General features: G+C 29.5%; 13 protein-coding genes. 2 read left to right on the forward strand and 11 right to left on the reverse strand.

The genetic code is table 11. From position 1 onward, the window contains the following. Nucleotides 1-159: 159 nt before the first annotated feature. The gene (gene metA, locus EDD60_RS12655; protein WP_066444000.1) at nt 160-1,092 is read right to left on the reverse strand and encodes a homoserine O-acetyltransferase MetA; all 933 of its coding nucleotides are present in this window, start codon (nt 1,090-1,092) and stop codon (nt 160-162) included. A 98-nt stretch (nt 1,093-1,190) separates the two neighbouring features. Here metA and EDD60_RS12660 point away from each other — a divergent pair, with 98 nt between their 5' ends. Beyond that, a complete protein-coding gene (locus EDD60_RS12660) occupies nt 1,191-1,817 on the forward strand; it encodes a pyridoxamine 5'-phosphate oxidase family protein (protein WP_066443997.1) in 627 nt (208 codons plus the stop codon). Here EDD60_RS12660 and EDD60_RS12665 read toward each other — a convergent pair. Continuing rightward, a complete protein-coding gene (locus EDD60_RS12665) occupies nt 1,814-3,037 on the reverse strand; it encodes a deoxyguanosinetriphosphate triphosphohydrolase family protein (RefSeq protein ID WP_066443994.1) in 1,224 nt (407 codons plus the stop codon). The two genes, EDD60_RS12660 and EDD60_RS12665, sit on opposite strands and share 4 nt — an antisense overlap. Before the next feature lie 48 nt (nt 3,038-3,085). Between EDD60_RS12665 and EDD60_RS12670 the strand changes: the two genes are divergently transcribed. Then, nucleotides 3,086-3,553 carry a GAF domain-containing protein gene (locus EDD60_RS12670; RefSeq protein ID WP_066443992.1) on the forward strand — a complete coding sequence of 156 codons (468 nt, stop codon included), beginning with the start codon at nt 3,086-3,088 and terminating at the stop codon, nt 3,551-3,553. 22 nt (nt 3,554-3,575) lie between these two features. Here EDD60_RS12670 and EDD60_RS12675 read toward each other — a convergent pair whose 3' ends face one another. The 9 genes from EDD60_RS12675 to EDD60_RS12715 are packed head-to-tail and all read right to left on the reverse strand — an operon-like array spanning nt 3,576 to nt 13,512. Further along, nucleotides 3,576-4,004 (reverse strand): chemotaxis protein CheW, encoded by a 429-nt coding sequence (locus EDD60_RS12675; RefSeq protein WP_066443986.1) that lies wholly within the window; start codon nt 4,002-4,004, stop codon nt 3,576-3,578. Then, on the reverse strand, nt 4,004-5,932 hold the full coding sequence (locus tag EDD60_RS12680; RefSeq protein WP_132226480.1) for a chemotaxis protein CheA: 1,929 nt from the start codon (nt 5,930-5,932) through the stop codon (nt 4,004-4,006). The genes EDD60_RS12675 and EDD60_RS12680 overlap by 1 nt, the downstream gene beginning before the upstream one ends. Before the next feature lie 11 nt (nt 5,933-5,943). Beyond that, the gene (locus EDD60_RS12685; protein WP_207905359.1) at nt 5,944-6,879 is read right to left on the reverse strand and encodes a GGDEF domain-containing response regulator; all 936 of its coding nucleotides are present in this window, start codon (nt 6,877-6,879) and stop codon (nt 5,944-5,946) included. Between the two features lie 13 nt (nt 6,880-6,892). After that, nucleotides 6,893-7,363 (reverse strand): chemotaxis protein CheD, encoded by a 471-nt coding sequence (locus EDD60_RS12690; RefSeq protein WP_066443980.1) that lies wholly within the window; start codon nt 7,361-7,363, stop codon nt 6,893-6,895. Between the two features lie 9 nt (nt 7,364-7,372). Then, nucleotides 7,373-7,978: a chemotaxis protein CheC gene (locus EDD60_RS12695; RefSeq protein WP_165973151.1), complete on the reverse strand. Its 606-nt coding sequence runs from the start codon at nt 7,976-7,978 to the stop codon at nt 7,373-7,375. Between the two features lie 11 nt (nt 7,979-7,989). Beyond that, nucleotides 7,990-10,041: a methyl-accepting chemotaxis protein gene (locus EDD60_RS12700; RefSeq protein ID WP_132226481.1), complete on the reverse strand. Its 2,052-nt coding sequence runs from the start codon at nt 10,039-10,041 to the stop codon at nt 7,990-7,992. 2 nt (nt 10,042-10,043) lie between these two features. Beyond that, on the reverse strand, nt 10,044-10,859 hold the full coding sequence (locus EDD60_RS12705; protein WP_066443969.1) for a CheR family methyltransferase: 816 nt from the start codon (nt 10,857-10,859) through the stop codon (nt 10,044-10,046). 11 nt (nt 10,860-10,870) lie between these two features. Beyond that, nucleotides 10,871-11,236 (reverse strand): chemotaxis protein CheW, encoded by a 366-nt coding sequence (locus EDD60_RS12710; RefSeq protein WP_066443966.1) that lies wholly within the window; start codon nt 11,234-11,236, stop codon nt 10,871-10,873. A gap of 2 nt (nt 11,237-11,238) precedes the next feature. Then, entirely contained in the window at nt 11,239-13,512 is a 2,274-nt protein-coding gene (locus EDD60_RS12715) for a bifunctional diguanylate cyclase/phosphodiesterase (RefSeq protein ID WP_066443962.1), read from the reverse strand. Nucleotides 13,513-13,516 lie beyond the last annotated feature (4 nt).

The raw sequence follows: 13,516 nt of genomic DNA on the forward strand, positions 1-13,516 counted from the left end.
AAGCTTCTTATCTAAATTATCTCGCAAAACAAAAGCACCGAAATTTTGGTGCTAATGTTTAACGATTTTTGAGACATTTTCAAATTTGCTTGACATCTTATCCGACTTTTTTATTTCATCTTATCACATATTCATCACAAAAAGAAAAGAGCCCAATTTTTATCTTTCTTTGAGCTCCTCTAAATCATAAGGCGTTTCTTGGTAAACATAGTAATTCAACCAATTCGCAAATATCAAATAGGCATGAGAACGCCATTTCACTTGAATTTCACTATCAATATCATCATTTAAATAATAATTCTTAGGCATTTCACTCACAATATCAGGATTTGCTAAATCTCTACGATATTCTTTATCTAAAGTATCTGGATCATATTCAGGATGTCCAGTAATAAAGAATCTTGAACCATCTTTAGAAGCAACAATATACACCCCTGCTTCTTTTGATTCAGCTAAAACATCTAAATCTTTAACTTGTTCTATTTCTTCTTTTAAGACTGTTGTATAGCGTGAATGTGGTGCATAAAACTGATAATCAAAACCACGTAATATCTTGCGCTTCATTTTATCAACATTTGTATGATGAAGATAGACTCCTGTTAATTTATGTGGTAATAAATGTTTCGATATCCCATAAAAATAATGTAAACTTGCTTGTGCAGCCCAACAAATAAAGAAACTACTAAAAACATGCGTTTTTGACCATTCTAACAATTGCGTTAATTCATCCCAATAATCAACTTCTTCAAATTCTAGTTTTTCTACAGGTGCCCCAGTAATAATCAAACCATCATATTTGTTATCTTTGATATCATCAAAAGTCTTATAAAAAGCTAATAAATGCTCTTTAGAAACATTTTTTGAATCATGACTAGCCATATGAATCCAATCTACTTCTGTTTGTAATGGTGTATTTGATAACAATCTTAATAATTGTGTTTCTGTAACTATTTTTGTTGGCATGATATTTAAAATCAATAATTTTAAAGGTCTAATCTTTTGCGTTGTTGCACGTGTTTCATTCATGATAAATATATTTTCATCTTTTAATATTTTCGCTGCCGGTAAATTATCTGGTATTTTTATTGGCATAATAACACCTCACTTCATTGTTTTCTATTTTAACATAAATTAAAATAGACTTGTACCCTTATTTGCTTTAAAATAAAGAAAAAGGAGCGCGAAAACAAATGAAAGAAGATTTAATTAACCAATACTCTCAAACATTAATCAATATTTATCCAAAAAAGTATTTAAAAAATTGTTTATATGATTATATCGTTGTTTTAAAAAATCAAGAAAACCCCATTGAAAAAAACAATATTCTCTATACAAATTATCAAGATTTCTTTAAGCACGATTATCTCATTTATCCTATACCCGTTTATCGAAAACCACGTAAGTTATTAACCTATCAAGAAAGTATGACTATTTTAAATAATATGAATTATGGTAGTCTAGCTATTACTAATGATATTCCATATTGTGTTAGTTTAAATCATTTTGTTGTGGATCAACATATTTATTTTCATTGTGGACAACAAGGATATAAATTAAAAGGATTGAATCAATTGGCTTGTTATCATGTGGTAGAAGATTTAGGTATTCATCAGGAAGCATTTACAAATAATCATAACAGTGTGGTTGTTTATGGAATATTAAAAGAAGTCAAAAAAAATAAGAAAGCTTTATTAGAAGCTTTCTTAAAAAGATTTACCCCTGATTTTACCAAGGATTTAACTGTACAAGCAATTGAAAATACGAAAATATTAGAATTAGAAATTATTCATATAACAGGTAAAAAGCATTTTCATTAAAATGTAATTAATTCATTAAAAACTTGAATTAAAAATACATCACTCATACCTGCTAAATAATCTAAAATACTTTTTTCTAAAGCTTGAGAATCATGGACAAAATCATAAACGATTTTGTTTGTGTATTCTTTTTTTCTTGGATAATTTTCGATATAAGCATATTTATCAAGCCAAGTAATATAGTGACTAATTAATTTTGGATACTGGTTCTGATCACGATATAAAGCAAAAATCAAATCTTCTTTACCATAATCATATAGGAAATCAAACAAAGAGTGTAAAATTAAAGAAACGTATTTTTCATGAATTTGAACTCTTTTAATTAAATAAATATTTTCATAATTAAATTTCATAATGGCTTGCATTTTTTTAAATGCTTCATCAGATAAACCAATGCCTTTTTCAACTGATGAATTCACAATAACATCATGAATAAAATAATTCACAATTGAGCCATTATTAATAGCCTGAAATTGATATTCTCCCATCTGATTCAAAGTTTCTTTTAATTCATTGACCTTTTCTTCTTGTAAAACATCGAGTCGTAAAGCATCTTCAATATCTCTTGCTAAATAAGCAATCTTATCTGAGATTTTAACAACACATCCTTCATAGGTCCAAGGATTGTATTCCCCAGCATATTGATAGTCTTTTAAATCAATATATTCATTTCTTTTTTGAATATATTTTTGATTCATTTCTCCACAATGAGCTATAATTCCATCACGAATGGCATATGTTAAATTTAAATTATGTTGATAATGATTATTATCTTCTAGTAATTCAATATCATCAACAAAATGTAAACTATTTCTTTCATGCCAAAAACGCTCTAATTGATGTTCCTTAGCAATCTCAGTTAAAATTGTCTCTCCACCATGTCCAAAAGGTGCATGCCCTAAATCATGACCTACCGCAATTGCTTTGGTTAACTCTGTATTTAATCCAAGTTCACATGCAATCGTATGAGATACCGATTCAACAAGATTGACATGTTCACTACGCGTACAAACATGGTCATCATCAACCGCAAAAAAGACTTGTGTTTTATGTTTTAAACGTCGATAAGCTTGTGAAAATATAATTCTTGTATAATCTCGACCAAATTCACTACGCAAATCATGACGACGTTGATAAAGTGTTTCAACTCGCGCAATCGCAAGTGAATAATCTGGATGATTTTCATTCATCGCATAGCTTGCAAATTTTTTATTTTCCATTTCTATCACCCCATAAAAGTATGTTATACTAAAAAAGAGGTGAAAGCAATGGATAAACATTTATTTTTCGAACAACTCCATCTTCTTATTCAAGATGAACCTAATATAATTGCTAATCTGGCAAATATATCAGCTTTTTTAAATCAAAACTTTGATGATATCAACTGGGTTGGTTTTTATTTAGTGGAAAAAGATAACCCTAAAAAAGAATTAGTCTTAGGTCCTTTTCAAGGAAAAGTTGCTTGTATTCGCATTCCTTTTGGACAAGGTGTCTGTGGTAATGCAGCTTTAAGGAAAGAAACAATTCGCGTATTGGATGTCCATCAATTTGTTGGGCATATTGCCTGTGATGCTGAAAGTTTAAGTGAGATTGTCATTCCAATTATTGTTGATGATGAAGTCATTGGAGTATTGGATATTGATTCTCCTTCTTATAATCGTTTTACCTTAAATGATCAAATGATTTTAGAAGATGTAGTAAAAATTATCGAAAAAGATGTCTTTTGTAAAGCATAAAAACGTGAGATTCTCACGTTTTTTAAATAATTTCTTCACTTGTTAAAAATTGGATTGTTTTTTCAATATCTATAAAATAATAAATTTTATTTTCATATTGATAAAGACTTTGAATATACCAAATATCTGATAAAAATTCTTGTTTATTTGTTGTAAAAGTCATATTTTGTATATTTTCTAATACTGGTTCTTGACCAATTTGAATCCCAAAATAACAATCTTCATTTTTAACAACTAAGATTGTTGTATCAGTTAATGAAAAGACATTTTCATCTAATTGTAAGACGGGTAAAATATTCCCTTTATAATGAAAGATTCCTAAATAATAAAGTGGTAGACATGGAATCTTTGAAATGGAAACATGTGTACATATTTCAACCATATCACTTAATTTCACTAAATAATTCTTTTGTTGTCCTTGTAAACATAAAACATTTTCCAATGTATCCATTATAATTTCCCTGCCTTCCATTTTTCAATCAATATCTCTACATCCAAATTCAAACAAATATGTGCCTTACTCAATAAACTAATCCCACTAATTCCACTTAAATTACGATAAGCTCCTCCTAGTAAAACTGGTAAACGTTTCATTACTAAACGTTGATTTGATTCGACTTGATCAACCAGCAAGCAGCCTTGTTGCGTTGCAGTTTTAAAATAAATAAGGAGAGCTTGCTTCAAATCAGGTTTTTCAACTTCATAATAAGAATACAGATCTAAAAATGGAATCAATTCTTCATTTAATGTAATGTATTTTTTTCCATTAATTTCTTGAACTTGTTGAAGTTGGGCATTTTGAAAATAAGTTACATATTTTGAAGGAATAGAACAATGATATTCTCCTAGTATAAAACAAGTTGAATCAATTGTTGTTAAGGATAATGGTAATGTTAAGATAAAAGTAGAGCCCTTATTCAGTTCACTTTCAATATAGATATGACCACCAATTTCTTCTAAAATATGTGCCACAACATCTAAACCAACGCCACGTCCTGAATATTGAGTAACTTCTTTATTGGTTGTAAAACCTGGTGTTAAAATAAAATTCAAGAGTTCAAAATGAGTATAGTCCTCAATTGGTTTATCTGTTAAAGATAATTCACTAGCTATTTTATAAATCTTTTGAACATCAATTCCTTTACCATCATCACTAATAGATATATAAAGTTCTCCACGCCGTATTTCTACATCAAAAACAATTTGACCTTTTTCACTTTTATTGATTTCTAAACGTTTTGCAGTATCTTCTATCCCATGATCAACAGCATTACGTAAAATATGAATTAAAGCTTCACTTAAATGTTCTACAATCTTTTGATCTGCTTCAATCTCACCACAATGAATAATAAAGTCAACATCTTTATTTTGTGATTGACAAATATCACGAAGTGTTCTTTTCAATTTTGGAACAATTTGTTTGATGGGAACAAGACGCATTTGAATAATGGTTTCTTCTAACTGCTTTGACAATTGTTCTAGATGATAGAGAGTACTATCATCAAAATCTTCTACTCCCATTTCTTTTAAGTGATCTTTAACATATTGAACATTCATCATTATTTCATTAGAAATATTTTCTAGAGTATCTAGTTTTTTTAATTGAATTTGAGATGTTTTTAAGGTTGTTTGATTTTTGACATTTTTACTTTGCCGTGTAATTTCTTCACATTTAGATACAAATAAACCATTTTCTAATGTTTTAAAAACTTCATCAAATTCACTTGTTGTTATGCAAAGATAAAAACCAACTTTTTGTATAATGTCAGCATTCTGGCTATCATCTAAATCAGCAGGATAGCTTTGAATAGATTGACATTTCTTTTCAATTTGATGGACTAGCATAAAAGCACGTACATTTTCCATTCGGTATTCTTTTTCAAATGTAATCTTAACAATTTTCCCGTCACCTTTAAAGTAATTTTCAACATCAAAAGTTTCCTGTTTAATCGCAACATTTTGTTTATTTAATAATCGTTGATGATATTGTTTGGCCTTTTCAATTAATGCTTCACAAGAAACCGGCATATAATTGTCATCATTCATAAGGCCTAATTCTTTTTCAATAAAATCAAAGACATCAAATAATAAATTAAATAAATCTGCTTCATCTATTTGGATATCTTGTCCATAATCACGATAAACCGAGAAAATATCTTCCATTTTATGGGTTAATTGTGATAACCCTTCTAATCCCATCATTGCTGATGAGCTTTTCATTGTATGCATAATTCTAAAAATATTTTGAATATCTTCTAGACTTAGACATTGATTTTCTTCACTATTTAATAATATAACATTTAATTGTTCAATCAACTGGCTTGTTTCAATCATATAAACTTCTAACATTCCCTTTGTTTCTTTATCAAAGAATCCCATATTGTTTATCCTTATTTTTCATCATGATACCAAACACAACAGTTTTTACCATGACTTTTTCCTTGATAAAGAGCTAAATCAGCACAATGGACATTTTCATCAATTTCTAATGCTGGATTATAAGGATATAAACCAAAAGTCATTGTACAATGGAATGTATTTTGTTTATGAACGAATTCAAAGCTTTCTATTTCTTCACGAATTTCTTCAACAATTTGTTTTGCCTGTTGTAATGTTAAATTAAATAAAATAATTAAGAATTCCTCTCCACCCCAACGAATAGCACGATGTTTCACTTTAAAAGAATTTAATATTTCAGCAAAGCAAATTAAAACCTTATCTCCTGCATCATGACCAAATGTATCATTAATAATTTTAAAGTTATCAATATCTGTCAAAACAAAATAATGGTTTGTTGCTTCATTTTCTTTTTCTGCTAATTCTTTAGGTAAATTCTCAGTAACAAAACGACGATTATATAGTCCAGTTAAACTATCACGATAAGCAATATAATTCAATTTTTCCATATTACTTTTTAAAATCTCATTTTGAGCACAGAGTTCATCGCGTTGTTTTTTGATGAGTAATTGGTTTTGAATACGGGTTAAAAATTCTTCATCGACAAATGGTTTTTTGATGTAATCGTAAGCGCCTGATGATAACCCCTTAATGACATCTAAATTTTGATCTCTTGCAGTTAAAAAGACGATATTGGCATGACTTTCATCAATTTCTTTAATTTTATAAATCAAATCAAAACCTTCAATATCAGGTAAAATGATATCTAATATAATTAAATCAGGATGAATTTTAACAATCATGTCTAAAGCATCTTTACCTGTGTGAACATCATAAATAGTGGCTGGTAAAACACTTAAAACAGATTTAACTCTTTGACAAATCATTAAACTATCATCTACTATCAATATTTTTTGTTTGTTTATCACATGCACACCACCTTTATATGACTTTATCATTTCTTAAAGAATGCACTTCTACACGACCATCAAACGCATAAAAAGTAACTGTTCTTCCATAATTTTTACCAACATCTTTTGCAATAACACGTATTCTTTCCTGTTTTAATATATCAAAAACCATCTGTATATTTTGTTTTCCAATTTGCCATTGTTGATTTACTGATGGAAACATTTCAGCTCCACCAACGACTTTAGCCACAATATATCTTCTTCTTGCTCCCGCATGAATCATTTCTTCTAACAATGTTACAACACCAATATCTGCATATTTATATTTCTCCCTTACCTCTCCACTAGGATGGCGTGGCAAAATGATATGTGCCATACCGGCAACTTGCCTAGCTTCATCATACAAACAAACCCCAATACATGACCCTAATGCATAGGATACAAGTATATCTTGTTGGATGGCAATTTTTCCTTCCCCAATGCCAACGATAATCTTTTTCATGATGAAAAGTTATTCAAGAAATCTAGGAATGTTTTGAATAAAATCATAATCAGGAAGGAATAAGATATGACTCTTGTATTTTTCTTCACCTAGTTTAAAAATTGTTTCGATCATTAAAATATCATCAGTATCAAAGGCAAAATGTGAGATTGGAACATTTAAGATAGCTCCTGCCATGTCAACACATAATTGTGGAACAAGACATTGTATACTTTTATTAAGTAATCCATTCATAGCTGTTGCATAAGCATTACAAACAATATTTCCCATCTCACATAATAATGATTCTTCAAGTTCATTTAAATTGTTAAAATCAGCATCTTCTCCTAACAGAGTCTGGATAATTTTCTCAGTTAACAATTGATCAATCAAAAACAAGAATAATCCAGAAATTTCACCTCTTGCTTCAACAAAGACCCCAACATGTAAAGCATCAACCTTGCCAAGAAAATGATAAACCTCTTGATAATGCATAAAATGAACGGTTGATAATTCCAGCTGAAATGAAGCATTTAAAAACTGTGATAAAGCAGTGACTGCATTACCTGTCCCAATATTTCCTACCTCTTGTAAAAAATCTTTAATAAGTTCATTGTTTTGAAAATTTTCTTCCATAGCATTCACCATTATATCTCAAATTTTTCAACAAGACTCTTTAAAATTTGAGCTTGGGCAGATAATTCTTCACTGGCAGCAGCACTTTCTTCAGAAGTTGCTGAGTTTCCTTGAACAATTTCAGAAATTAATTCAACACTCTTTCTAATTTGGACAATCGCATCTTTTTGTTGTAAGGAAAGTTCTGACATAAGATTTGTCTTTTCTGTCATTTGTAAGACATTTTCAACTGAAACTTTTAAACTTTCAGCAGTCTTATCAACAGCACCCATTCCTTCTTCAACCGCTTCATTATTCTTTTCAATTAAATTAGATGTTAACTTAGAAGCATTGCTTGTCTTTGTTGCCAATCGTCTAATTTCACTAGCAACAACTGAGAACCCTTTGCCTGCTTCACCAGCTCTAGCAGCTTCTACTGAAGCATTAAGGGCTAAGATATTTGTTTGAAAAGCAATTTCTTCAATTTCTTTAACAATTGTATTGATTTCACCAGAATTTTGTTTTAAGTGTTTCATTGATTCTAATAGTTGTTTCATTTGATCATTACTTGAAACAACTTGTTCCCCTACAAATGTTGAAATCTCACGAGATTCAACAGCATTTTGAGCATTAGCTTGAACAGATTCAGCAATTTCATTAATACTAACAGCGAGTTCTTCAATTGAACCAGCTTGTTCCGAAGCACCTTGTGCTAAAACTTGCGCACCATTTGAAACTTGTTCAGCTCCACTTGTCACTTGTTCTGCTGAACTATTAATTTGTTGCATAGCATCTCTTAATAACACAGAGATTTCTTCCATAGCCATATTTAATTGAATAAATTCACCTTTAAATTGAATCGTTGGCTGATAATTTAATTGCCCTTTACCAATAGCTTTTAAAACACTTTGAATTTCATTTAAATATTCTTTTAATGTTACAACTGTTGAACGCATATCATCCGCTAACTCACCTAATTCATTTTCAGAATGATAAGTTAATGTTTCATTTAAATTCCCATTAGCAATCTCATTTGCTGTAACTTTAATTTGTTGGATTGGATCAACAATACTCTTAGTGATAATCAACCATAATGCAATAGTTGTCACAATACAAATAACTGATAGAACTGCTAATAATATCACAATTTGCTGACTTAAATCTTGGCTTGATGCCATCTTTTCTTGAGCATCAGTTAAACAATCATCAACAATTTCTGATAAAAGGTTTCTAACAACTTTTGCTTGTGGTTCATACTTATTAATATATGTGTCATAGGCTTCTTTTTGATTTCCATTTTCCAATAACTGAATCACTTTATCTCTAGGAACTTTTAAAGAATTAAATTTTTGAACACATTCACTAACCTTTTCTGGACTTGTGACATAGCCTGTTTTTAAATGTTCTAATCCTTCATCTACATTATTAATAGTTATTTTGATTTGTTCAATTTCTTGATCAATGTTATCCTTCTTTTCACCACTTGATAAAGTAACCAAGCTTCTTCCTACAATTTGAACATTCATACTAATCTCAAAAGAATCTTCAACATTAGAAAAAGGCCCTGCATATAAATCAGTCATACGATCAGATAACCCATAAATATTAAAAATAGCAACCCCTACTGTTAAACTGTATAAAAAGATAATTCCTACAAAGACAGCCATCAATTTCCTACCAATTTTCATATTATCAAAATACTTTCTCATACCTATACCCCCCTTATCAGCATATACAATGGCACACACTGTTCTCTTTAAAACATCTTCTTTAAATGGTTTCACAATAAAATCAATAGCTCCTTCGATAACTGCTTCACGAATAATACTTTCCTGTCCAACTGCTGAACACATGACGATTTTAACTTCTGCATCAATTTCTTTTAATTTTTTCAAAACCTCTATCCCTGACATATGTGGCATTGTAATATCTAATAAAACAACATCAGGTTTTTCATTTGGATACATCGCAAGAGCTTCAATACCATCACTTGCTTCACAAAATACATATTCTTCATTTTGGAGAATATTTTTGATCATCGTACGCATAAACTTTGAATCATCTACAATCATAATCTTTTTCATTTTTATTTGATCTCCTTTTTATATACTGAAGGAAAAACTGTAGTTAATTGAGTTTCCTTCACAGAAAGCATTTCGGCATGTCCAATCATTAAATAACCATCTTTATATAAATGATTTTCTAAAGATTTCACAATTTGATAACGCATATCCTTATGAAAATAAATCATTACATTTCGACATAATATTAAATCAAACTGACGATTAATTTTTAATGGTTCCATTAAATTATGTTTATCAAAAGTAATATGTTTTCTAATATCATCATCTATAAAAAATGTTGTGTTATTTTTAACATAGCAATATTGTAATTGCCAATAAGGTTCAATTGTTGACAATTGTTTAATGGAATACTCACCATTTCTTGCAATATCTAAAACATTATCCGATATATCAGTTGCTAGGATTTGGTAATCTAAAGATAATCCTGTCTGTTTCTTATAATCTTCCATCACCATAGCTAAACAGTAAGCTTCTTCGCCTGTTGAACAACCGGCACACCATATTTTATAAACTGCATTCTTTTTCTTTTCCACAAATTCTGGTAAAAGATTGTTCTTTAATAATTGAAAATGCTCGTTTTCCCTTAAAAAATACGTATAATGTGTTGTTAATATATCTACCATTTGTTCAATCAATTGACCACTATGATCTTGATTAAGCATTTTAACATAGGCTTCAAAACTAGGTATGTTCAAATTTTGTAAGACCTTTGTCAGCCGACATTCTATCAACACTTTTTTCTTTGATAAATCTAATCCATAAGATTGTTTCATATATTCCACAATACTTTGAAAAGATTTCTCATCAATTCGAATCATGTTATCCCTCTCTATCCATCTTTATTTTTAATCAAAACATCTAAAACACTTTCTAATAAAACAAAACATAATTGTTCATGATGAGAAATCACACCTTGGACAAATGGTATCTTTTTCTTTAAGACAATATGGTTGAATGGGATGATTTTTTCTTGTGAAACTTCTAAAACATCCTCAACCTTATCAACAACCAAAGCTAACTGCTGATCCTTGATTAATATGGCATAGCTTCCTTGGGTTTGTTCGTTATGAAAAAGACTTGATAAATCAATCACTTTTTGATCTTCTAAAGAGTCGCAATCAACAATCATATCAACAATTGTTAAAGGCAATAGAAACAAGACCTGTGAAGATTCAACAACAACATAATAACTCATTTCTATCCCCTCTCTTTAAAAATCATTTTTTCAAATTCATTCACTGGTACAGGTTTTGAAACAACATAACCTTGCACCATATCACAATCAATTGTTTTTAAAAATTCTAACTGTAATCCACTCTCTACCCCTTCAGAAACAGTACGCATCTTTAAGCGTTTTGTCATATCAATGATAGTTTCAATAATCGCACGTTCTCGATCATTTTCCATATCCAAACTCTTGAAAAATGCCCGGTCTAATTTAATAACATCAACATTAATGCTTGATAACATATTCAGTGATGAATAACCACTTCCAAAATCATCTAATGAACAAGTAAATCCAGCATTATGAATTTTATCAATAGCCCAGATTACAGTTTCTAAATTTTCTGATAATAATGATTCCGTAATTTCTATTTCAATAAGATGAGGCGGCACATTATATTTTTGTTGAATCAAAATATAATTATCTAAAAAATGTGGATTATTCAAATGAGCACGGGATAGATTGACCGAAATAGGAGCAGGCGTTAATTTTGCATCAAGCCAAATTCTTATATGCTGACATACACATTCAAAGACATATAAATCTAATTTAATAATAAATCCATTTTCTTCAAAGAAAGGGATAAACTCATCTGGTGGTATTAAGCCTTTTTGTGGATTTAACCAACGAACCAGGGCTTCACCACCTACATAGCGATTACTCTTGAGTTCAATCTTTGGTTGGAAGTAAACAACAAACTCACGATTAGTTAAAGCTTCTTCCATTCGATTCTCCATGTCTTTTTCTTTTAACATACGCTGATGTTCAGCTTGAGCAAAGAAAGTCAAACGATAGAAAGGATGATTTTTTGAACAAGCTTTACTTTTTCTTGCGACATTGGCACGGTCTTGAATAAAGACAACTGAAAGATTTGGATCATCAATCATGTAAGCACCAATCGTAAAGGTTAAAAAATATTTTTCCTGTAATTTTTTATTAAAATTATTCATTTGTGAAATTGATGAATCTAATAATTCAACAATTGAACTTTCATCATGACGATGTAATAAAATAACAAATTGATCAGCAGCAATACGACAAATCATTTCATCATCTTTTAATTTTGCTTTAATCACATCATGAATATATTTCAATAAACGATTTCCACCCTGATAACCAAAAGCATCATTAATTAATTTAAAACGACTTATATCAAGAATTAAAAAAGTATAAGTTAAAGGTGGATGGGTTGAAATGAGCTGTCCAGCTTCAATACGAAAACGTGTTTGATTATACCCTTGAGTAACAGTATCAACATAGGCTGTTTCATAGAGCTGTGTATTATTTTTACGATAATTAATAAATACCAGCAATAAAACTCCTGTTAATAAAATAATAATTGTAAGTAAAATAATGGTTGAATAAAATGCTAAATCTTGAAATGGACCTAACGCTACATGTTGATCAATCATAAAGATTAAAGACATATCTTTTAATAAAGGAACATAATAAACAAGTTGAGTATTTTGTTTATTATTTTTCTGATGAAAAACAAAAGAGCCACTTTGTCCTTTTCCAATTGCATCATGAATATTTTGAAATTGTTTTTGACTTAATGTACTTTGATTAGAAAGTTCATAGAAAAAGTTATGTCCAATCATTAAATCATTATCATTATTAGACTTCATTACAAATGTTCCATCATTTTCAATAACATGGAAATAAGCCTGCTCATCAAAATAATTTTCAGCCAATAAACTATTAATCCATTCTTTACTTTCTAAAGCTATAATTCCTCCAATAATTTTATCATTTTGATAAACAGGTACCCCATAAATCAAACCATCTTGATTATAAGACTTTAATCCTATACTATCAGTAATGATTTCTTTACCTTCTAAGACTTCCATAATCATATCATCATTTGAAAAATTAAAAGCCTGACCTTTATCATTTGTACATTTTCCGTTCATATCCATGAATGATAAAAACGAAAAATCTAAAGCTTCCCCACGCTTTTGTAAGAAATCTCCAACGCTCCCATGAGCTTCTTTTCTTTCAATATAATTTGATGCTGTAATTCTTAATTCAGATAAACTTATATTGGTATTTAAATTCATCTTATCAGCAATACTTTGGGAAATTTCTAACAGATAATGTTCTCCTTGTTGATAGGTCACTTGGCGAATATGAACAACAAAATAAGAAGCTAATACAATAACAATAACTGCAACAAGAGATAAAACCAAATAATAAGAACGTAATGGTTTTTTTGTTATCATATTTTTCTTTTGAGAACTTCCCATGATT

The organism is Longibaculum muris (assembly GCF_004343035.1).
GTDB classification, from domain to species: domain Bacteria; phylum Bacillota_I; class Bacilli_A; order Erysipelotrichales; family Coprobacillaceae; genus Longibaculum; species Longibaculum muris.

Coding starts and splice junctions, on each gene's coding strand:
- metA (WP_066444000.1), bottom strand. CDS start 1,092: ATGCCAATAAAAATACCAGATAATTTACCGGCAGCGAAAATATTAAAA.
- EDD60_RS12660 (WP_066443997.1), top strand. CDS start 1,191: ATGAAAGAAGATTTAATTAACCAATACTCTCAAACATTAATCAATATT.
- EDD60_RS12665 (WP_066443994.1), bottom strand. CDS start 3,037: ATGGAAAATAAAAAATTTGCAAGCTATGCGATGAATGAAAATCATCCA.
- EDD60_RS12670 (WP_066443992.1), top strand. CDS start 3,086: ATGGATAAACATTTATTTTTCGAACAACTCCATCTTCTTATTCAAGAT.
- EDD60_RS12675 (WP_066443986.1), bottom strand. CDS start 4,004: ATGGATACATTGGAAAATGTTTTATGTTTACAAGGACAACAAAAGAAT.
- EDD60_RS12680 (WP_132226480.1), bottom strand. CDS start 5,932: ATGGGATTCTTTGATAAAGAAACAAAGGGAATGTTAGAAGTTTATATG.
- EDD60_RS12690 (WP_066443980.1), bottom strand. CDS start 7,363: ATGAAAAAGATTATCGTTGGCATTGGGGAAGGAAAAATTGCCATCCAA.
- EDD60_RS12695 (WP_165973151.1), bottom strand. CDS start 7,978: ATGGAAGAAAATTTTCAAAACAATGAACTTATTAAAGATTTTTTACAA.
- EDD60_RS12700 (WP_132226481.1), bottom strand. CDS start 10,041: ATGAAAAAGATTATGATTGTAGATGATTCAAAGTTTATGCGTACGATG.
- EDD60_RS12705 (WP_066443969.1), bottom strand. CDS start 10,859: ATGATTCGAATTGATGAGAAATCTTTTCAAAGTATTGTGGAATATATG.
- EDD60_RS12710 (WP_066443966.1), bottom strand. CDS start 11,236: ATGAGTTATTATGTTGTTGTTGAATCTTCACAGGTCTTGTTTCTATTG.
- EDD60_RS12715 (WP_066443962.1), bottom strand. CDS start 13,512: ATGGGAAGTTCTCAAAAGAAAAATATGATAACAAAAAAACCATTACGT.